The following is a 20,698-nucleotide window of genomic DNA, read 5'->3' on the forward strand; positions in this document are numbered from 1 at the left end:
GCGATAGGGATAAGTCTGATGGCCGCTAGGGGGAATCCTTTCCTAAGCTCAGATAAATCGGCCAGTTTTTGGTGATCTTTAATCAAAAGGAGGCAAGATGATGGCAACGTTACCCACCCTCGGGTTCGCCGGTATTGGCCTGATGGGCTTGCCCATGTGTCGCCGTCTGCTGGCGGCGGGTTATCCCCTGGTGGTGTGGAATCGCAACCGGGAAAAATGCGCGCCGCTGCTGGAGGCGGGCGCGCGACTGGCCGAGACCCCGGCCCGGCTATGCGAGGCAGCGGACCTGGTGCTGCTGTGCCTGGCCAATACCGAGGTGGTGCGTGAGGTGGTGTTCGGTGCCGAGGGTATCGCCCAGGGAGCCCGGGCCGGCCAACTGCTGGTGGACCTTTCCAGCCTGGAGCCGACCGCCACCCGGGAAATGGCCGCGCAACTGGCCAGCAGCACCGGCATGGGCTGGGTCGATGCCCCGGTGTCCGGCGGCACGCCCGGTGCCGAGGCTGGCAGCCTGGCAATCATGGTCGGCGGCGAGGCGGCGGATATCGAACGGGTGCGCCCGGTCCTGCTCAATCTGGGGCAACGGGTGACTCATATGGGCGGCGTTGGCGCCGGCCAGGTGACCAAGGCCTGCAACCAGATGATCGTCGCCTGCAATGCCCTGGTGATCGCCGAAGTGGTGGCGCTGGCCGAGCGTTCCGGGGTCGATGCGTCATTGCTGGCGGAGGCGCTGGCCGGTGGTTTCGCCGATTCCAGGCCGTTGCAGATTCTCGCCCCGCAGATGGCCGAAAGCCGCTTCGAACCGATCAAATGGCATGTGCGCACCCTGCTCAAGGATCTGGACGGGGCGGTGAAGTTCTCCCGCGAACAGGGCTCGGCCACGCCGATCAGCGGATTGGCTGCACAACTGATGCGCCTGCATGGCGGCCAGGGCTATCTGGAGCAGGATCCCGCGACCCTGATCCGCCTGTATCGCGAACCGACGTCAGAGGGCTGACCGCGGCGACGGCGGGCAGCATGCGCTGCTCGATCTCGTCGATCACCCCGGGCAACTCTTCCAGGGGCAGCGCCCGGCTGAGCAGGTAACCCTGGATGAAGTCGCAGCCGTACTGGGCGAGAAACTCGTACTGCTGCAGGCTCTCGACGCCTTCGGTCACCACCTGCAGGTGCAGGGTATGGGCCATGACGATGATCGCCTGGACGATTTCCTTGTCCTGGGTCGACTGGGGCACGTCCTGGATGAACGAGCGGTCGATCTTCAGGGTGTTGAGCGGCAGGCGCTTGAGGTAGGCGAGGGACGAATAGCCAGTGCCGAAGTCGTCGATCGACAGTGACACCCCAAGATTGCGGATCTGCCGCAACAGGGCCACGGTGCTGTCGATGTTGCCCATCAGGGCGTTTTCCGTGACTTCCAGTTCCAGGCGCTGGGGCGCGACACCGGCGCTGCTCAGGGTGTTGGCGATCTCCTCGGCCAACTCCTCCCGCGCCAGGTTCAGGGCCGAGCAGTTCACCGCGATTTTCAGCTCGGCAAAGCCGTGGCGGGACAGGGCGGCCAGGTCCTCGCAGGCCTTGCGCAGGACCCAGTTGTCCAGTTCGGCAATCAGCCCGTTGGCTTCGGCGATCCCGATGAAGCGATCCGGGGCCAGCAGCCCGTGCAACGGATGCCGCCAGCGAACCAGCGCTTCGAGCTTGCTGACCTTGCGGCTGCCCAGGTCGTAGATGGGTTGGTAATACAGGGTCAATCCGGCTTCGTGGCGCAGGGCGTTGCGCAATTCTTCCTCCAGTTGCAGTTCCAGGCTCGCCCGGGTCTTCAGGTTGGTGCTGAAGAAATGCAGGCTGTTGCGACCGCTGCCCTTGGATTGATAGAGCGCCAGGTCGGCATGCTTGAGCAGTTCTTCGCAGGTTGTGCCATCGTCGGGAAAGACGCTGATGCCGATACTGGTGGTCATCACCATGCGCCTTCCTGCCAGCTCGATGGGCTCTTTCATCTTGTTCATGATGCGTTGCGCCATGTGCTGGGCTTCGTCGCGGTGGCTCAAGCTCATGAGGATGCAGAACTCGTCTCCACCGAAACGCGCCACCACGTCTTCATGGCTGCGGGTGGAGCTTTTGATATGGCCGGCAATCACCTTCAACAGTTGGTCGCCGGCATCGTGGCCGAGGCTGTCGTTGATCCGCTTGAAGTGATCGATGTCGAGGAACATCACCGCCAGCATGCCGCCCTGCACGGTCTTTTCGATGAGCTTTTCGGCGAACAGCTGATTGAAGCCACGACGATTGATCAGGTTGGTCAGGGCGTCGTAATGCGCCACCTGTTGCAGCGCCACCCGGGCCTGGTCCAGTTGGCTCAACAGGGTGTTGACCCGGCGCAGGTCCTGTTCCTTGTGCTGGAGTTTCTTGTCCGCCAGGGCCGCGCTGATGCTGCTACCGATGATCAACAGGGCGATGACGGCGATGGTCAGGCCCAGTTGCAAGGGGTTGTCGTCCACCGCTATCGAAGGCGTGCCCGCCACTGGCATCACCAGTTTCAGCGCCCACATGCCGGTGAAATGCATGGCGACTATGCCGCCCCCCAGCAGCAGGCTGGCCGCGTATTTGAGCAGCTGGTGGAGCACGCCGCTGCCATTGCTCAGGTAGCGGGACAGCAGCAAGGCGACCAGGCTCGCGCTGATGGCGATGGCAATCGACAGGCCGAAGAGGTCGGGTTGGTAGTAGGCCGTGGCTTGTGAGCGCATCGCCGCCATGCCGACATAATGCATGACGCAGATGCCCAGTCCGATCCAGATCGACGCCAGCAGGTAGCGCCACAGTTGCAGCTGGGTATGGCTGAGGGTCTTCATCGCCAGCCAGGATGCAATCACCGCGATCAGCAGCGACAGCAGGGTCATCGGCAGGTCGTAATGGGTTTCGATGGGGATTTGCAGTGCCAGCATGCCAATGAAATGCATGGCCCAGATGCCGCCGGCCAGGCAGAAGGCGCCGATCCAGCGCCAGCGTTGCTGGGCGGCTGCCAGGTCGACGTGGCGCACCCGTTCGGCCATGTCCAGGGTGGCGAAGCTGCCAGCGCAGGCCACCAGATAGGCGAGGATCACCAGCACGGGGTTGTGGCTGCAGGTGAGTAATACCTGCCCGCCTTCGGGGAGCTCGGTAAAAAAATGCAGACCAAGCCATTCCATCGCAGGCCCCGTTTCTTGAGTCATCCAGGGCCAGCCCTGATGGCTGACCAATGGGAGTGAGTATAGGGAGCCGAGGCAAGGCCGGGAGCGATGGTGGCAGATTGACTTAAATGATTTTGGAATTCATCCCATAGCCAATCGAGCTAAGCACTCTGTTCGAAGTACAGCGTCGGCTCCAGGGGCGCGAGCCCGAATGCCGCGCGCGCGGCGTCGCAATCGACGTTCTGTTGGCCATTTTCCCAGGACGCCTCGAACTCGCGGCAGGTACTGGAACGCTGGTGATAGATCGAACAGCTGACTTCCTTGCCGACCTCGCCGGTCAGCGCGGTGCAGCGGGTCGGCTTGCAATCGGTACCGAGCATGGCGACCCGGCTGGGGCTGATGGACGCCACCAGATCGTCGGGGACCGTACCGCCGGAAGAGGCGCATTCACCCCAGAAAAAAGACACACGAAAGTGTGAACAGCAGGCACCGCAATTCAGACACGGACTGGCTTCGGACATGGGCGTATTCAAAGGGGAGGAGGTTGATGAGGGGGGCAGCAAGGCCGCTATTCTAGGCTTCGCAACGGCCTTGGGAAGGGGGCGCGCGAGGTATTTTTCAGGCCCTGTGCAAGCCCTTGAAAAATCGGGCTTTAGCCCCGGTATCCGGGGGCTTTCGGCGAATTTGGCGGGGGCGATGGCGTTGTTCGGGCGGCCGTCGAGCGCGGTCGATGGCCTGTGCTTCGGATTGCCTGGTATCAGCCTTACGAATCATTACAGACAAGCGCGGCGGGGCTGACTAGATTGCAACTTCCAGGCTCGGTTGCGTCTGGCCGAATAACAATAAAGAGACCGACCCATGCAGAACTCGACCCAAGCGGCGAATGCCTGGCGCATTCTGTTCCTGTTGTTCCTGGCTAACCTGTTCAACTTCTTCGATCGCACCATTCCGGCCATCATCATCGAGCCGATCCGCATGGAGTGGCACCTGAGCGACTTCCAGATCGGCATCATCGGTACCGCCTTCACCATCGTCTACGCCATTGCCGGCCTGCCCCTGGGGCGCATGGCCGATACCGGGTCGCGCAGCAAGCTCATGGGCTGGGGCCTGGCGGTGTGGAGTGGGCTGACCGCGGTCAACGGCCTGGTGGGCAGCTTCTGGAGTTTCCTCGTCGTGCGCATGGGCGTCGGCATCGGCGAAGCCAGCTATGCGCCGGCGGCCAACTCGCTGATCGGCGACCTGTTCCCGGCCCATCGCCGGGCCCGGGCCATGGGCATCTTCATGCTTGGCCTGCCGCTGGGCCTGTTGCTGGCGTTCTTCACCATCGGCGCCATGGTCAAGGCCTTCGACAGCTGGCGCGCGCCGTTCTTTATCGCCGCGGTGCCGGGGCTGTTGCTGGCGGTGTTCATGTTCTTCATCAAGGAGCCCAAGCGTGGGGCGGCGGAAGCCGTCAAGGTCTCCCAGGAGCGCGTCGACCGGCCGATCCGCCGGGTGTTGGCGATTCCGACCTTTCTCTGGCTGGTGCTGGCCGGGCTGACTTTCAACTTCGCCACCTACGCCTGCAACTCGTTCCTGGTGCCGATGTTGCAGCGCTACTTCCTGATGCCGTTACAGGAAGCCGCGGTGGCGACCGGGGTGATAGTTGGGGTGACCGGCCTGTTCGGCCTGACCCTGGGCGGCTGGGTCGCCGACAAGATTCACCAGCGTGTCGCCAATGGCCGGTTGCTGTTCGCCGCCTTCAGCATGTTGATCTCGACCCTGTGCACCGCCTGGGCCCTGCATGCCGGGCGCATCGAGATCGGGGTATTCGTCGCGGTATTCAGTGTCGGCTGGCTGTTCGCCTACAACTTCTATACCTGCGTTTACACGGCGATCCAGGATGTGGTCGAACCACGTCTGCGGGCCACGGCCATGGCGCTGTTCTTCGCCGGCCTGTATCTGCTGGGCGGAGGCCTGGGGCCGGTGGTGGTGGGGGCGCTGTCCGATCACTTCGCCCATGCGGCGATGTACGCCGCAGGAGCCGGGCAGATGACCGAGGCGTTCAAGGCGGTCGGCCTGCATGACGCCATGTACCTGATCCCGGTGGCGTTGCTGTTGACCATGCTGTTCCTGTTCCTGGCCTCGCGCTGCTTCGTGCGCGATGCGCAGCGGATGAAGGACGGGTTGGTACCGGGCGAGCCGGCGGGGGCGGCGGTGGCGGCTTGAACAGTGCTTCTACAGAAGCAGATAAAAAAAGGCCCGCATTGTGCGGGCCTTTTCATTTACCGGCAGAGCAGGGGGATCAGCCCGCTACCAGTACCCGGATCGCTTCCAGGCGCAGCGCCGCTTTCTCAAGCATGGCCAGGCCTTGTTCGCGTTGTTGGCGCAGGGCCACCAGCTCGCTGTCGCGCACGGTCGGGTTGACCGCCTGCAACGCGGTCAGGCGCGCCAGCTCTTCGTCGGTGTCGGCGGCCAGGCGACGTTGCGCCTCGGCCACGCGCTCGGCGTGACGCGGGGCGATCTTCGCTTCGCCGGCGTTGATCTTCGGCGTCAGCTGGTCGCGCTGGGCCTGGATGAACTTGTTGGCGCTGGCCCGTGGCACGCTTTCCAGCTGGTCGTTGAGGGTCTCGAAGGCGACCCGTGCCGACAGATCGTTGCCGTTGGCGTCCAGCAGGCAGCGCAGGGCGGCCGGAGGCAGGTAGCGGCCCAGCTGCAGCGAGCGCGGTGCCACCACTTCACTGACGTACAGCAGTTCCAGCAACACGGTGCCGGGTTTCAGCGCCTTGTTCTTGATCAGCGCCACGGCGGTGTTGCCCATGGAACCGGACAGCACCAGGTCCATGCCGCCTTGCACCATCGGGTGCTCCCAGGTGATGAACTGCATGTCTTCGCGAGACAGCGCCTGGTTGCGGTCGTAGGTGATGGTCACGCCTTCGTCGTCGCCCAGCGGGAAGCTGGCGTCGAGCATTTTTTCGCTCGGCTTGAGGATCAGCGCGTTGTCCGAATGGTCTTCGCTGTCGATGCCGAAGGCGTCGAACAGGGTTTCCATGTAGATCGGCAGGGCGAACTGGTCGTCCTGCTCGAGGATCGCTTCCACCAGTGCATCGCCTTCGCCGGCACCGCCGGAGTTGAGCTCCAGCAGACGGTCACGACCGGTGTGCAGCTCGGCTTCCAGGCGCTCGCGCTCGGTGCGCGCCTCGTCGATCAGTGCTTGCCACTCGCCGTCGTCGGCTTCTTCCAGCAGCGGCAGCAGGCGCGGGCCGAACTGATGCTGCAGGGCGTTGCCGGTCGGGCAGGTATTGAGGAAGGCGTTCAGCGCTTCGTGGTACCACTGGAACAGGCGCTCTTGCGGGCTGGTTTCCAGGTACGGCACATGCAGCTCGATCACGTGTTTCTGGCCGATCCGGTCGAGACGGCCGATCCGCTGCTCCAGCAGGTCCGGGTGCGACGGCAGATCGAACAGCACCAGATGGTGGGCGAACTGGAAGTTGCGACCTTCACTGCCGATTTCCGAGCAGATCAGCACCTGGGCGCCGAACTCTTCGTCGGCGAAGTAGGCGGCGGCGCGGTCGCGCTCGAGGATGTTCATGCCTTCGTGGAATACCGTGGCCGGGATACCGGAGCGCACGCGCAGGGCGTCTTCCAGATCCATGGCGGTTTCCGCGTGGGCGCAGATCACCAGGACCTTGGTGCGCTTGAGCATTTTCAGCTGGTCGATCAGCCACTCGACGCGCGGGTCGAACTTCCACCAGCGCTCTTCTTCGCTGGCGTCCGGCTGGGCCTGGAAGCTGACTTCCGGGTACAGCTCGGCGTGCTCGCCCAGCGGCAGTTCCAGGTACTCGTCCGGGCATGGCAGCGGGTACGGGTGCAGCTTGCGCTCGGGGAAGCCTTGCACCGCGGCGCGGGTGTTGCGGAACAGCACGCGGCCGGTGCCGTGGCGGTCCAGCAACTCGCGCACCAGACGCGCGCTGGCTTCAGTGTCGCCGTCGTTGACGGCGGCGAGCAGGGCTTCGCCTTCGTTGCCGAGGAAGTTGTGGATGGTCTTGTGCGCTTCGGGCGACAGGCGTCCTTTATCCAGCAACTCCTGCACGGCTTCGGCCACCGGGCGATAGTTTTCGCTCTCGGCGCGGAAGGCGGCCAGGTCGTGGAAGCGGTTCGGGTCGAGCAGGCGCAGACGGGCGAAGTGGCTGTCCTGGCCCAGTTGTTCCGGGGTGGCGGTGAGCAGCAGGACACCGGGGATCACCTCGGCCAGCTGTTCCACCAGCGCGTATTCCGGGCTGACCTGGTCTTCGTGCCACACCAGGTGGTGCGCTTCGTCGACCACCATCAGGTCCCAGCCGGCGGCGAACAGCGCGTCCTGGGCCTTCTCGTCGTCCACCAGCCATTCCAGGGCCACCAGGGCGAGCTGGGTGTCTTCGAAGGGGTTGGCGGCATCGCTTTCGATAAAGCGTTCTTCGTCGAACAGCGCAACCTGCAGGTTGAAGCGCCGGCGCATTTCCACCAGCCACTGGTGCTGCAGGTTCTCCGGGACCAGGATCAGCACGCGGCTGGCGCGGCCCGACAGCAGCTGGCGGTGGATCACCAGGCCGGCTTCGATGGTCTTGCCCAGGCCCACTTCGTCCGCCAGCAGAACCCGCGGCGCGATACGGTCGGCGACTTCACGGGCAATGTGCAACTGGTGGGCGATAGGCTGGGCGCGTACGCCACCCAGGCCCCACAGCGACGATTGCAGCTGGCGGCTGGTGTGTTCCAGGGTGTGGTAGCGCAGGGAGAACCAGGCCAGGGGGTCGATCTGCCCGGCGAACAGACGGTCGCTGGCCAGGCGGAACTGGATGAAGTTCGAGAGTTGGGTTTCCGGCAGGGTGACGACTTCGTTCTGCCCGTTGAGGCCGTGGTAGACCAGCAGGCCGTCGACGTCGTCGACTTCGCGCACGGTCATTTTCCAGCCTTCGAAGTGGGTGATGGTGTCACCCGGGGAAAACCTCACGCGAGTGAGGGGCGCATTCCGTAGCGCATACTGGCGAGTGTCGCCAGTGGCCGGATAGAGCACGGTCAGCAAGCGGCCGTCCTGTGCCAGAACGGTGCCTAGACCTAGCTCGGCTTCGCTGTCACTAATCCAGCGTTGCCCCGGTTGATACTGCTGCGCCATGCTGCCTGACTCCCGCCTTGAAAAAGCCGACTATGTTAACGGATCGGCGGCCTCAGGCCAAAGGACTCTAACAAAAACAACTACGCTGGAAGGTAGCGTATCGGGCGCATTTGTCGGGGCTCGGGGCACTATCGGGTGACGACTGGGTCACAAGTTTGCGACCGATGGCTCAAGTCGCCCCCGCAGCAGCCGACAGCCTGCCGACAGGAGACCAATAATATGCTGCCCCCGATGCTGCCCTTGAGTGCCGTGCCCGTGACCTCCCAGCAGGATCCGATCCGGCCGCGCCCGGATATCCCGCCGGTGGTGCCGGTGCAACAGAGTTCCAACGAAAGCACCATCGACCTGCAAAAGCGCGATGCCGAACAGTCGGCGCTACTGCTGCGCGAAGAACAGCAGCGCCAGCAGCAAAGGCACAAACGCCAGCGTGAAGCCGAGGCTGCGGACGATCCCGAACTGCACCTGGCTGTGCCCGGGGACGAGTTGAATGCCGACAACACCGTGCCGGTGGCGCCGCTGATCGAGGACGCGCCACGCCAGGGGCTGTGGGTCGACGTCGAGGTTTAGATACCGCTCTTTAAATACCTGCGAGAGCGGAGCAGGGGATCACACACCGCAATCCGCGCGGTGCTGGTCAAACGACGGGCCTCCACCTTTAATTGCGCTGAATATCTGCCGATCACTGGTCAGCCGCCGCGTCACGCCGCATTATTGGCAAACCCGCAAGGGCCGTAGCCACACTCTATATAGAGGCTCCGGTCGACATAGACCTGAACGATGCAAGCCAACGCCATGAGCCAAGACGACAACCTGATCGACCTGAACGCCGAACGTGCCAAGCGTGTGCATGACTTGAAGGAAAAGCGCCTGAACGAAGTGCGCCAGGCATTCGAGCAGGCAATGCCCCTGGGCAAACCGAAGAAGAAACCGAAAAAGCCGAAAAAGCGCTGAACCGGGCGCGATCTGTTGATGTAAGTCAGTTATTTCCCCTCCCTGTCGTCCTGTCTTGGGCGACCATTGACCCCGGTCAATTTTCCCCGCCGCCTCTTTGGTTAACTTAGCCCCATCGCAACAGGGCAAGAGCAGGAGGCCAGTCATGTTTTTCGACAATGTGGTGATCGCCGGAGTGCTGACTGTCGGCCTCATGGTTCTGTTTTTCGCCGGGTTTGGATTTTTCATCTGGAAAGATGCGCATAAACGCAAAAAACCTTAAGTCTTTCCGGTAACGAGCACGCAAGGCATTTTGGGCAACTTCGGTTGCCCTTTTTTTTGCCTGTGTGTTTTGTGGCAAAGCCCTCATTTATTTCAGGCACAAAAAAAGGTGCGACCCGAGGGGCGCACCTTTTTTGTCGCGGACTGAACGAATCAGGTCCCGAGGGCTTTCGAGGCCAGCCAGAACAGACCGGCCGACAGCGCCACGGTTGCCGGCAGGGTCAGCACCCAGGCCAGCAGGATGGTGCGTATGGTGCCGCTTTGCAGGCCGCTTTTGTTGGCGACCATGGTTCCCGCCACGCCCGACGACAGCACGTGGGTGGTCGATACCGGCAGGCTGAAGATATTGGCCATGCCGATCAGGCCGGCGGCGGTGATCTGCGCCGACATGCCCTGGGCATAGGTCATGCCTTGCTTGCCGATCTTCTCGCCGATGGTCTGTACCACACGTTTCCAGCCGATCATGGTCCCCAGGCCGAGGGCCAGGGCCACGGCCAGGATCACCCAGAACGGCGCGTACTCGGTGGTGGCGGTCAGGTCTTTGCGCAACTTGTCCAGGTCAGCCTTTTCACGGGCCGCGAGGTGCGGCAGCTTGCCGACTTTCTTCGCGGTGTCATCCAGGCAGAGCAGGTAGCGACGCACTTCGATACGGCTTTCGGCCGGCAGCGAGTGATAGTCGGCGACACCCTTGAGGGTGCCCAGCAGCGCGGCGATGGTCGGTTCGGTCTGCTGCGGGTTGCAGCGGAACTTGCCTGGCAGGTCGTCTTTCACGCTTTTGCCCAGGGCCAGGAACTCGCCCAGGGAGTCCTCGTTACGCTGATAGAACTGGCTCAGGTGCAGGGTGGCGTCGCGGGTACGCTCGATCTGATAGGTGGTGCTGTTCAGGTCGAGCACGAACTGCGCGGGCACGATACCGATCAGTACCAGCATGATCAGGCCGATGCCTTTCTGGCCGTCGTTGGAACCGTGCACGAAGCTCACGGCCATGGCCGAGATCACCAGCACCAGGCGATTCCAGAAGGGCGGGTGTTTCTTGTCGTCGACCTTGCGACGTTGTTCCGGGGTCTTGTGCATCTTCGAGATCGGGCGCCACCACTTCAGGCCGATCAGCACCAGGGCGGCAATCAGGAAGCCGGCCATGGGCGAGAACACCAGGGAAGCACCGATATCGATCGCCTTCTGCCAGTTCACGCCATCGCCCAGCGGGATGTCGTTGAGCAGGGCATTGGCCAGGCCGACACCGAGGATCGAACCGATCAGGGTGTGGGAGCTGGAGGCGGGAATACCGAAGTACCAGGTGCCCAGGTTCCAGGTGATGGCCGCGGCCAGCAACGAGAAGACCATGGCCAGGCCGTGACCGGTGTTGACATTGATCAGCAGCTCGACCGGCAGCAGATGGACGATGGCATAGGCCACGCCGACACCGCCCAGCAGCACGCCGAGGAAATTGAATACACCGGAAAAGAATACGGCCAGGTGCGGCGGCATGGCTTTGGTGTAGATAACAGTGGCAACCGCATTTGCGGTGTCATGAAAGCCGTTGATGAACTCGTAGGCGAGGACAAAAGCCAGGGCGAGCAAGAGGCTCACAAGCACCCAAGCATCCAGTCCGCTGAATAAATCGATCATGAAGGTTTTCTGACCCGGTCATAAGGGGGCGCGATTATGCCAGAAAACCCTGGTAATCGATGCACTAGGTGCTGGTTGGTAACATTCTTCAACGAAAAAGCCGGAGGCAGGCCAATGGCCATGCCTTTTTTCGGGGCATGGGCAAGCCATTGATTTTACTGGGGCTCATCCTTATGGCCAGGGGCACAACGCTGGGCCAAACGTCTCAAACGTTTGTATGAAATTTCAGTGCCATGACACTTTTTGAGCCCTTTGGGGCCATTCGCTGCAACACGGCGGATGCCAGGCCGACCTTGCGATCGACCTTTATCTGCAAGGGCATCGAGCCGTGCGAAAGTTTCAGGCGAACAGCGTCACGGCTGGTCTGCCTTGAGCTCTTTTTCCATCTTTTGCAGTTCTTGGGTGAAGGCCTGGTCGAGAACGCTGGCGCGCTTGCGCCAGGGTTTGCGTTCCGGTTCAGGCTGGGCGGCGTAGGTGGTGACTTCGCCTCCGTAAACTTCCTTGTAACGTTGTTCCTGGCGCTCAAGTTCCGCGCGCAGTTCGTCTTTCGTCACAGTGTTACCTAACTGAGTTGAGATTATCCCGATGATACGCATTGCCTAGATCGGGTTTATCAAACCGCCTCGTACTCGGCTCGATTAAAGGAGCCAGGATTGCGATGGGGCTCGCCAAACCGCTTCTTGTTGCATGCGGCCACGCCACCGGACAAGAACAGCTGTCGTAGCAACAGTTACTTTTTTGCAAACGCATTGGCCGGGCATATTGAGATGAGCGTCAAGCGCTTGCTGCAGGAGGCGTCATTTACTCTACGCAGCCTGATGATGCTGCCGGACGCAGAAAAGCGTCGGTGATCACTTTGCTCATTATAGCGGCGGCCATGAATAACTCTATCGGCAATAAGTTAAAAATCATCAACTTGATATCAGGGTTTTGTTACACGAAAGTTTTAATCCGGATGACGAGAGCAGTTCTGTAACAAGGCCTGACAAGTTGCCTGGACTAATGCGGAAGAGTTTTATTGGCGACGAAAAAGCGGCACATCGCCTGGCAGGCATTTATCGCGATGGATTGCGATTATCGGTCGATGGTTCGATAATCGCCCAATGTTGGCCGTGCAGGCTTGTGCATCCTCTCCAGTACGGCTTGTAATAAGCCGGACTTCCGTCGCAGAGAACCTGAAATGAACGATCAATTGCGTAATTCCTTCGCTTCCGCCGCGCCGCCGATTGTCGCTTCGCCGGCCAAGCGGATTCAGGCGCTGACGGGTGATCCGGATTTCATGACCTCTCTGGCTCGCGGCCTGGCGGTGGTCCAGGCCTTTCAGGAGCGCAAGCGCCATCTGACCATCGCCCAGATCAGCCACCGTACGGAGATTCCCCGTGCCGCCGTGCGCCGCTGCCTGCATACCTTGATCAAGCTCGGTTACGCCACCACCGATGGCCGCACCTATTCGTTGCTGCCCAAGGTGCTGACGCTGGGGCATGCCTATCTGTCTTCCACACCGCTGGCGGTATCGGCCCAGCCTTACCTGGACCGCATGAGCGAGCAACTGCACGAAGCCTGCAACATGGCCACCCTGGAAGGCGACGACATTCTGTACATCGCCCGTTCGGCCACCACCCAGCGCCTGATCTCGGTCGATCTCTCGGTGGGTGGGCGCCTGCCGGCCTACTGCACATCCATGGGGCGGATCCTGCTGGCGGCGCTGGATGACGCCTCGTTGCGCGAATACCTCGACCATGCCGACCTGCAAGCCAAGACCAGCCGTACCCTGCACACGCCGCAGGCGCTGCTCGAATGCCTGCAACAGGTCCGGCAGCAGGGCTGGTGCATCGTCGATCAGGAACTGGAACAAGGCCTGCGCTCGATCGCCGTACCGGTGTACGACGCTTCGGGCCAGGTACTGGCTGCGCTCAACGTCAGTACCCATGCCGGCCGCGTCAGCCGCGCCGAGCTGGAGCAGCGCTTCTTGCCGGGCCTGCTCAGCGCCAGTCGCGACCTCAGCGCCCAATTGTTCGCTTGAGGGCTGCCTGCTTAAGCTGTTCGATAAACGCACAGATACGCGCTTGCTGAATTGACGCTCTTTCCCTTGCCTCATTAATGTCGCGGCAGCGTCATCCGGCCACTGGAGCACCGCCTCTGCAATGGCCGCGTGACGCCCCCATAATAATGAAGAGGCCAACCCCCCATGAGCATCGCCCGCGCGCCCAGCCGCGCTCCTCTATTCTGCCTTCGCCTGCCGACGGCCTGATCCCGCAAGACCCTTTTCGATCTGAACCGACCAGCTCTGGCTGGCACCTGTGCGCCTGCGTTTTTCGCGTGGAATAAAAATAATGAACCAGCCTCAATCCGCTGTAGGGAACTGCCTCGATGTGCAGTCCTTTATCAATGCCCAGCCGCTGTCGCGCTATCAGTGGCGGGTGGTGATCCTGTGTTTCCTGATTGTCTTCCTCGATGGCCTCGATACCGCGGCCATGGGCTTCATTGCGCCGGCGCTGTCCCAGGATTGGGGTATCGACCGCGCCAGCCTCGGCCCGGTGATGAGCGCCGCGCTGATCGGCATGGTCTTCGGGGCGCTGGGCTCCGGCCCGCTGGCTGACCGCTTCGGGCGCAAAGTGGTGCTGGTGGGGGCGGTGCTGCTGTTCGGTGCCTTCAGCCTGGCGTCGGCCTACAGCAGTAATGTCGACCAGTTGCTGGTGCTGCGTTTCCTTACCGGCCTGGGCCTGGGCGCCGGCATGCCGAATGCCACCACGCTGCTGTCCGAATACACCCCCGAGCGCCACAAGTCGTTGCTGGTGACCAGCATGTTCTGTGGTTTCAACCTGGGCATGGCCGGCGGCGGTTTCATTTCCGCCAAGCTGATCCCGGCATTTGGCTGGCACAGCCTGTTGCTGATCGGCGGGATTTTGCCGTTGATCCTGGCAGTGGTGCTGCTGGTCTGGCTGCCGGAGTCGGCGCGTTACCTGGTGGTGCGCAATCGTGGCACCGACAAGGTGCGCAGGGCCCTGGCGCCCATCGAGCCGGGCACGGTCGGCCAGGCCGCGAGCTTCAGTGTGCCGGAACAGAAGACGGTGAAGGCGCGCAACGTGTTTGCGGTGATTTTCTCCGGGACCTACAGCGTCGGTACCTTGCTGTTGTGGCTGACCTATTTCATGGGGCTGGTGATCGTGTACCTGCTGACCAGCTGGCTGCCGACCCTGATGCGCGACAGCGGCGCGAGCATGGAGCAGGCGGCCTTTATCGGTGCGCTGTTCCAGTTCGGCGGGGTACTCAGCGCCGTGGCGGTGGGCTGGGCCATGGACCGCTTCAACCCGCACAAGGTCATCGGCACCTTCTACCTGCTGGCCGGGGTCTTCGCCTACGCGGTCGGGCAAAGCCTGGGTAACATCACCTTGCTGGCGACCCTGGTGCTGATCGCCGGCATGTGCGTCAACGGTGCGCAATCGGCGATGCCATCCCTGGCCGCGCGCTTCTATCCGACCCAGGGCCGCGCCACCGGCGTGTCGTGGATGCTTGGCATCGGTCGCTTCGGGGCGATCCTCGGGGCCTGGATGGGCGCCACGCTGCTGGGGCTGGGCTGGAATTTCGAGCAAGTGCTGACCGCGCTGGTGATCCCGGCCGCGCTGGCGACCACGGCGGTGGTGATCAAGGGCATGGTCAGCCATGCGGATGCGACCTGATCGAATCAGCAAGGCGCTCCTCAAGGGAGCGCTGAATACCTGTAGCCACTGCCGCAGGCTGCGATAAGGCCGAAGGCCTTCAGCGATCCTGAGATCTTCGCGACCGTTCTCCGAACGCGGCCCGGGTCGATCGCAGCCTGCGGCAGCGGCCACAGCACAATCGATAGTCAGACAACAATCTGTTCGATAAACGAACGCTCAGTCGATTATCGGATTGTTTGGGTTTTTCCCTCGGCTTAATCTTCAGTCACTCCGGCGCATCCTTCGGCGCCTTTTTCTTCCAGTCGCTCAATAACAATCGGGAGATCCCCCATGGCTGAAATCCTTTCGCTGCACGACGCGGTGAAGCAGTTCGTCAACGACGGCGATACCGTCGCGCTCGAAGGCTTCACCCACCTGATCCCCACGGCCGCGGGTCATGAAATCATTCGCCAGGGCAAAAAAGACCTGACCCTGGTACGGATGACCCCTGACCTGATCTACGACCAGTTGATCGGTGCCGGTTGTGCCCGCAAGCTGATTTTCTCCTGGGGCGGCAACCCGGGCGTCGGCTCCCTGCATCGCCTGCGGGATGCGGTCGAGAAGCAATGGCCGCACCCCCTGGAAATCGAAGAACACAGCCACGCCGACCTGGCCAATGCCTACGTGGCGGGCGCCTCGGGCCTGCCATTCGCGGTCTTGCGCGCTTATGCCGGTTCCGACCTGCCGAAGGTCAACCCGCTGATCAAGAGCGTGACCTGCCCGTTCACCGGTGAAGTGCTGGCGGCGGTGCCATCGGTACGTCCTGACGTCACCGTGATCCATGCGCAGAAAGCCGACCGCAAGGGCAACGTGCTGTTGTGGGGCATTCTTGGCGTACAGAAGGAAGCCGCCCTGGCCGCCAAGCGCTGCATCGTCACCGTGGAAGAAATCGTCGACGACCTGAACGCCCCGATGAACGCCTGCGTGCTGCCGACCTGGGCCCTGAGCGCGGTCTGCCATGTGCCGGGCGGCGCCCATCCGTCCTACGCCCACGGCTATACCGAGCGCGACAACATCTTCTACCAGGCCTGGGACCCGATCGCCCGCGACCGTGAAACCTTCACCGCCTGGATCAACGAATACATCCGCGGCAGTGCTGACTTCAGCGAATTCCAGGCCAAGCTGGCCGCAGCAACGGGGGCCAAATAATGACTTACTCCACCAATGAAATGATGACCGTTGCCGCCGCCCGCCGCCTGCAGAACGGCTCGGTGTGTTTTGTCGGGATCGGCCTGCCGTCCAAGGCCGCCAACCTGGCGCGCCTGACCTCGTCGCCGGACGTGGTGCTGATCTACGAATCCGGCCCGATCGGCGCCAAGCCCAGCGTGCTGCCGCTGTCCATCGGTGACGGCGAGCTGGCCGAGACCGCGGACACCGTGGTACCGACCGGCGAGATCTTCCGCTACTGGCTGCAAGGCGGGCGGATCGACGTCGGTTTCCTCGGCGCCGCCCAGGTCGACCGTTTCGGCAACATCAACACCACGGTGGTCGGCGATTACCACCAGCCGAAAGTCCGCCTGCCGGGCGCCGGCGGTGCGCCGGAGATCGCCGGCTCGGCCAAGAGCGTGCTGATCATCCTCAAGCAGTCGTCGCGTTCCTTTGTCGACAAACTCGACTTCATCACCTCGGTCGGTCACGGCGAAGGCGGCGACTCGCGCAAGCGCCTGGGCCTGCCAGGGGCCGGGCCGGTGGGGATCATCACCGACCTGTGCATCATGGAGCCGGAAGCCGGCACCCATGAATTCGTGGTGACCTCGCTGCACCCGGGCGTGACCCGCGAGCAGGTGGTCGCCGCCACTGGCTGGGCGATCCGTTTCGCCGACCAGGTGGCGGAAACCGCCGCCCCGACCGAGATCGAGCTGACCGCCCTGCGTGACCTGGAAGCCCGCACCGCCGCGGCCCATGGCCAAACCCCGGGAGAAGCCTGATGCGCGAAGTGTTTATCTGTGACGCCATTCGTACCCCCATCGGCCGCTTTGGTGGCGGTTTGTCGACGGTGCGGGCCGACGATCTGGCCGCCGCGCCGATCAAGGCGCTGATCGAGCGCAACCCGTCGGTGGACTGGCGCGCGGTGGACGAGGTGTTCCTCGGCTGCGCCAACCAGGCCGGCGAAGACAATCGAAACGTGGCGCGCATGGCGCTGCTGCTGGCCGGGCTGCCGGACACCATTCCGGGCGTGACCCTCAACCGCCTGTGCGCTTCGGGCATGGATGCCATCGGCACCGCCTTCCGCGCCATCGCCAGTGGCGAGATGGAGCTGGCCATCGCTGGCGGCGTCGAGTCGATGTCCCGCGCGCCCTTTGTCATGGGCAAGGCCGACACCGCCTTTTCGCGCAACATGAAGCTGGAAGACACCACCATCGGCTGGCGCTTCATCAACCCGCTGATGAAGGCTCAGTACGGCGTGGATGCGATGCCGCAGACCGCCGACAACGTCGCCGACGATTATCAGGTGTCGCGTGCCGACCAGGATGCGTTCGCCCTGCGCAGCCAGCAGCGCACCGCCGCGGCGCAGGCCGCCGGGTTCTTCGCCGAGGAAATCGTTCCGGTGCGTATCGTCCACAAGAAGGGCGAGACCGTTATCGAGCAGGACGAGCACCCGCGGGCCGATACCTCGCTGGAAACCCTGAGCAAACTCAAGCCGGTCAACGGCCCGGACAAGACCGTCACCGCCGGCAACGCCTCGGGCGTCAACGACGGGGCGGCGGCGCTGATCCTGGCGTCGGCCGAGGCGGTGAAAAAGCACGGCCTGACCGCCCGTGCCCGGGTGCTGGGCATGGCCAGCGCCGGCGTGGCGCCACGGGTGATGGGCATCGGCCCGGTGCCGGCGGTGCGCAAGTTGACCGAGCGCCTGGGCGTGGCGGTCAGCGATTTCGATGTGATCGAACTCAACGAAGCCTTCGCCAGCCAGGGCCTGGCAGTATTGCGCGAACTGGGCCTGGCGGACGACGCGCCACAGGTCAACCCCAACGGCGGCGCCATCGCCCTCGGCCATCCGCTGGGCATGAGCGGCGCGCGCCTGGTATTGACCGCGCTGCACCACCTGGAAAAGACCGGTGGCAAAAAAGGCCTGGCGACCATGTGCGTGGGTGTCGGCCAGGGCCTGGCATTGGCCATCGAGCGCGTCTGACGCGCTTCTTATAAGAACGAGGAACGAGCATGACCGACAAGCCCGGTTACCGGCGCCCGCAACCAGGTACTCAGCCTGATTACCTGCACCCGGCCTACAAATCCACCAACACCCGCTCGCCGTCCAAGCCGCTGGTGTTCCTGCCCCATTCGCTGTCGGAAATCACCGGCCCGACCATCGGCGCCGATTACCTGCAGGACAAGGACAACGACCTGACTGCCCAGCATGCCGGCGAGCCCCAGGGCGAACGCATCATCATCCACGGCCGGGTGCTGGACGAGAACGGCCTGCCGGTGCCGGGGATCCTGGTGGAGATCTGGCAGGCCAACGCCGCCGGTCGCTACAACCACGACCGCGACCTGCACGACGCATCGCTGGACCCGAATTTCACCGGCACCGGGCGCACCGTCACCGATGCCGATGGCTGGTACCAGTTCCAGACCATCAAGCCCGGTGCCTACCCCTGGGGTAACCACCACAACGCCTGGCGTCCGGCGCATATCCACTTCTCGCTGTTCGGCCCGAGCATCCTCACGCGCCTGGTGACCCAGATGTACTTCCCCGGCGACCCGCTGCTGGCCTACGACCCGATCTACAACTGCGTGCCGGACACCCGCGCCAAGGAACGCCTGATCGCCAGCTTCGACCTGGAGAAAACCATTCCGTCCTACGCCCTCGGCTACCGTTGGGACATCGTCTTGCGCGGCCGCGATGCCACGCCGATGGAGAAATAAGATGACGCTGACTGCGACCACATCCCACACCGTCGGCCCGTACTACCACATCGGCCTGACCTGGCTGAACCGCGAAGACCTGACCCGGGCCGAGACCCTCGGCGAGCGGGTGGCGATCAGCGGCCAGGTGGTGGACGGCAACGGCGATTTCGTCAACGACGCCATGCTGGAAATCTGGCAGGCCAACGCGCTCGGCAAGTACGACCACCCGGAAGACGATCAGGCCAAGGCCCTGGACCCGAACTTCCAGGGCTTCGGCCGGGTGCCGGTGGATGGAGAAGGGCGTTTCCGCTTCACCACCATCAAGCCGGGTACCGTACCTGGCCTGAAAGGCTCGACCCAGGCGCCGCACCTGGTGGTACTGGTATTTGCCCGAGGCCTGGTCAAGCACCTGCTGACCCGTATCTACTTCGACGGCGAGCCGGCCAACGCCACCGACTCGCTGCTGGCCTGCGTGCCTGAAGAGCGTCGCGCCACCTTGCTGGCCAAGGCGGATGCACCGGGCCACTACCAGTGGAACGTGATCCTGCAGGGTACCGACGCGGAAACGGTGTTCTTCGATTATTGAGTGTGCCTGGGGGGAGTGCGGGCTGGTTCGCGATAAGGCTGAACCGGTCGCTCCCCCCAAGGTCGTCTTGCGGAACGGGACTGTTACAAAGTATGTCTAGACTCACCACGTCCCCAAAGAGTGAAAAGCCATGACAACGTTAACCAGTCACTACACGACCGAGGAGCGCAGCAAGAGGATCTTCGCGATCGTCGGTGCTTCCTCCGGCAACCTGGTCGAATGGTTCGACTTCTACGTCTACGCCTTCTGCGCGATCTATTTCGCCCCGGCGTTTTTCCCCTCCGACGACCCCACGGTGCAACTGCTCAATACCGCCGGCGTGTTCGCCGCCGGGTTCCTGATGCGTCCTATCGGCGGCTGGCTGTTCGGCCGAGTGGCCGACAAGCACGGGCGCAAGAATTCCATGATGATTTCGGTGCTGATGATGTGCGCCGGCTCCTTGGTCATCGCTTTCCTGCCGACCTACGCCAGCATCGGCGCCTGGGCGCCGGCGTTGCTGTTGATGGCGCGGTTGTTCCAGGGCCTGTCGGTGGGCGGTGAGTACGGCACCACCGCGACCTACATGAGTGAAGTCGCACTCAAGGGCCAGCGCGGGTTCTTCGCGTCCTTCCAGTACGTGACCCTGATCGGCGGGCAATTGCTGGCGGTGCTGGTGGTGGTGATCCTGCAACAGTTTCTCGACGAGGCGCAGCTCAAGGCCTGGGGCTGGCGGATTCCGTTCGTGATCGGCGCCATTGCGGCCCTTATCTCCCTGCTGCTGCGGCGCTCGCTGAAAGAAACCACCAGCAAGGAAATGCGTGAAGACAAGGACGCCGGCAGCGTGGCCGCGCTGTTCAAGCATCACTCGAAGGCCTTTGTCACCGTGCTGGGCTACACCGCCGGCGGCTCGCTGATTTTCTACACCTTCACCACCTATATGCAGAAATACCTGGTGAACACCGCCGGCATGCACGCCAAGACCGCCAGTTACATCATGACCGGCGCTCTGTTTCTCTATATGTGCATGCAGCCGCTGTTCGGCATGCTGGCGGACAAGATCGGCCGGCGTAACTCGATGCTCTGGTTCGGCGCGCTGGGCACGCTGTGCACCGTGCCTATCCTGCTGACCCTGAAAACCATCACCAGCCCGTTCCTGGCCTTCGTGCTGATCACCCTGGCCCTGGCGATCGTCAGTTTCTACACCTCCATCAGCGGCCTGGTAAAGGCCGAGATGTTCCCGCCGCAAGTGCGGGCGCTGGGGGTCGGCCTGGCCTATGCGGTGGCCAATGCGCTGTTTGGCGGTTCGGCGGAATACGTGGCCCTGGGCCTGAAATCCCTGGGCATGGAAAACACCTTCTACTGGTACGTGACGGCGATGATGGCGATTGCCTTCCTGTTCAGCCTGCGCCTGCCGAAGCAGGCGGCGTACCTGCACCACGATCTGTGACCTGTCCGCGTGCGT

At 63.0% G+C, this 20,698-nt stretch carries 18 protein-coding genes; 13 read left to right on the plus strand and 5 right to left on the minus strand.

From position 1 onward, the window contains the following. The first annotated feature begins 97 nt into the window (after positions 1 to 97). Positions 98 to 994 carry an NAD(P)-dependent oxidoreductase gene (locus CXQ81_RS08990; protein ID WP_101337032.1) on the plus strand — a complete coding sequence of 299 codons (897 nt, stop codon included), beginning with the start codon at positions 98 to 100 and terminating at the stop codon, positions 992 to 994. Here the strand turns inward: CXQ81_RS08990 and CXQ81_RS08995 are convergent. Continuing rightward, complete coding sequence (locus CXQ81_RS08995; RefSeq protein WP_101337033.1) at positions 885 to 3,173, minus strand: bifunctional diguanylate cyclase/phosphodiesterase; 2,289 nt, start codon at positions 3,171 to 3,173, stop codon at positions 885 to 887. The two genes, CXQ81_RS08990 and CXQ81_RS08995, sit on opposite strands and share 110 nt — an antisense overlap. Before the next feature lie 143 nt (positions 3,174 to 3,316). Then, positions 3,317 to 3,676 (minus strand): YkgJ family cysteine cluster protein, encoded by a 360-nt coding sequence (locus CXQ81_RS09000; RefSeq protein ID WP_007926609.1) that lies wholly within the window; start codon positions 3,674 to 3,676, stop codon positions 3,317 to 3,319. A 337-nt stretch (positions 3,677 to 4,013) separates the two neighbouring features. Here CXQ81_RS09000 and CXQ81_RS09010 point away from each other — a divergent pair, with 337 nt between their 5' ends. Continuing rightward, on the plus strand, positions 4,014 to 5,360 hold the full coding sequence (locus CXQ81_RS09010; RefSeq protein ID WP_101337035.1) for an MFS transporter: 1,347 nt from the start codon (positions 4,014 to 4,016) through the stop codon (positions 5,358 to 5,360). A gap of 76 nt (positions 5,361 to 5,436) precedes the next feature. Here CXQ81_RS09010 and rapA read toward each other — a convergent pair whose 3' ends face one another. Then, a complete protein-coding gene (rapA, locus tag CXQ81_RS09015; RefSeq protein WP_101337036.1) occupies positions 5,437 to 8,283 on the minus strand; it encodes an RNA polymerase-associated protein RapA in 2,847 nt (948 codons plus the stop codon). A 219-nt stretch (positions 8,284 to 8,502) separates the two neighbouring features. Between rapA and CXQ81_RS09020 the strand changes: the two genes are divergently transcribed. The 3 genes from CXQ81_RS09020 to ccoM all read left to right on the plus strand — a co-directional run bounded on the left by CXQ81_RS09020 (position 8,503) and on the right by ccoM (position 9,496). After that, positions 8,503 to 8,850: an aspartate-semialdehyde dehydrogenase gene (locus tag CXQ81_RS09020; RefSeq protein ID WP_085530013.1), complete on the plus strand. Its 348-nt coding sequence runs from the start codon at positions 8,503 to 8,505 to the stop codon at positions 8,848 to 8,850. A 225-nt stretch (positions 8,851 to 9,075) separates the two neighbouring features. Then, entirely contained in the window at positions 9,076 to 9,234 is a 159-nt protein-coding gene (locus CXQ81_RS31185; protein WP_023968072.1) for a hypothetical protein, read from the plus strand. A 145-nt stretch (positions 9,235 to 9,379) separates the two neighbouring features. Next, a complete protein-coding gene (gene ccoM / locus CXQ81_RS31615; protein ID WP_007926603.1) occupies positions 9,380 to 9,496 on the plus strand; it encodes a cytochrome c oxidase subunit CcoM in 117 nt (38 codons plus the stop codon). Between the two features lie 152 nt (positions 9,497 to 9,648). On the opposite strand, the gene CXQ81_RS09025 is transcribed toward ccoM, so the two are convergent. Both CXQ81_RS09025 and CXQ81_RS09030 read right to left on the minus strand, forming a co-directional pair. After that, the gene (locus CXQ81_RS09025) at positions 9,649 to 11,124 is read right to left on the minus strand and encodes an inorganic phosphate transporter (RefSeq protein WP_007926602.1); all 1,476 of its coding nucleotides are present in this window, start codon (positions 11,122 to 11,124) and stop codon (positions 9,649 to 9,651) included. A 353-nt stretch (positions 11,125 to 11,477) separates the two neighbouring features. After that, positions 11,478 to 11,678, minus strand: coding sequence for a hypothetical protein (locus CXQ81_RS09030; RefSeq protein WP_009042495.1), 201 nt, complete (start codon positions 11,676 to 11,678; stop codon positions 11,478 to 11,480). 626 nt (positions 11,679 to 12,304) lie between these two features. On the opposite strand from CXQ81_RS09030, the gene pcaR reads away from it, so the two are divergent. The 8 genes from pcaR to CXQ81_RS09075 all read left to right on the plus strand — a co-directional run bounded on the left by pcaR (position 12,305) and on the right by CXQ81_RS09075 (position 20,683). Beyond that, positions 12,305 to 13,147, plus strand: a complete 843-nt coding sequence (pcaR, locus tag CXQ81_RS09040; RefSeq protein ID WP_007926599.1) for a pca regulon transcriptional regulator PcaR — start codon at positions 12,305 to 12,307, stop codon at positions 13,145 to 13,147. 310 nt (positions 13,148 to 13,457) lie between these two features. Continuing rightward, the gene (locus tag CXQ81_RS09045; protein ID WP_101337037.1) at positions 13,458 to 14,804 is read left to right on the plus strand and encodes an MFS transporter; all 1,347 of its coding nucleotides are present in this window, start codon (positions 13,458 to 13,460) and stop codon (positions 14,802 to 14,804) included. A gap of 312 nt (positions 14,805 to 15,116) precedes the next feature. Beyond that, the gene (locus CXQ81_RS09050; protein ID WP_009042497.1) at positions 15,117 to 15,974 is read left to right on the plus strand and encodes a CoA transferase subunit A; all 858 of its coding nucleotides are present in this window, start codon (positions 15,117 to 15,119) and stop codon (positions 15,972 to 15,974) included. Next, complete coding sequence (locus CXQ81_RS09055) at positions 15,971 to 16,753, plus strand: CoA-transferase subunit beta (RefSeq protein ID WP_172833204.1); 783 nt, start codon at positions 15,971 to 15,973, stop codon at positions 16,751 to 16,753. The genes CXQ81_RS09050 and CXQ81_RS09055 overlap by 4 nt, the downstream gene beginning before the upstream one ends. Continuing rightward, positions 16,750 to 17,955 (plus strand): 3-oxoadipyl-CoA thiolase, encoded by a 1,206-nt coding sequence (pcaF, locus tag CXQ81_RS09060; protein WP_178081096.1) that lies wholly within the window; start codon positions 16,750 to 16,752, stop codon positions 17,953 to 17,955. The genes CXQ81_RS09055 and pcaF overlap by 4 nt, the downstream gene beginning before the upstream one ends. A gap of 29 nt (positions 17,956 to 17,984) precedes the next feature. Then, positions 17,985 to 18,689, plus strand: coding sequence for a protocatechuate 3,4-dioxygenase subunit beta (gene pcaH / locus CXQ81_RS09065; RefSeq protein WP_101337039.1), 705 nt, complete (start codon positions 17,985 to 17,987; stop codon positions 18,687 to 18,689). Position 18,690: 1 nt separating this feature from the next. Beyond that, entirely contained in the window at positions 18,691 to 19,257 is a 567-nt protein-coding gene (gene pcaG, locus CXQ81_RS09070; RefSeq protein ID WP_101337040.1) for a protocatechuate 3,4-dioxygenase subunit alpha, read from the plus strand. 130 nt (positions 19,258 to 19,387) lie between these two features. Next, positions 19,388 to 20,683 carry an MFS family transporter gene (locus CXQ81_RS09075; RefSeq protein WP_007926588.1) on the plus strand — a complete coding sequence of 432 codons (1,296 nt, stop codon included), beginning with the start codon at positions 19,388 to 19,390 and terminating at the stop codon, positions 20,681 to 20,683. Positions 20,684 to 20,698 lie beyond the last annotated feature (15 nt).

This window comes from Pseudomonas sp. 09C 129 (assembly GCF_002843625.1).
Classification (GTDB): Bacteria; Pseudomonadota; Gammaproteobacteria; order Pseudomonadales; family Pseudomonadaceae; genus Aquipseudomonas; species Aquipseudomonas chlororaphis.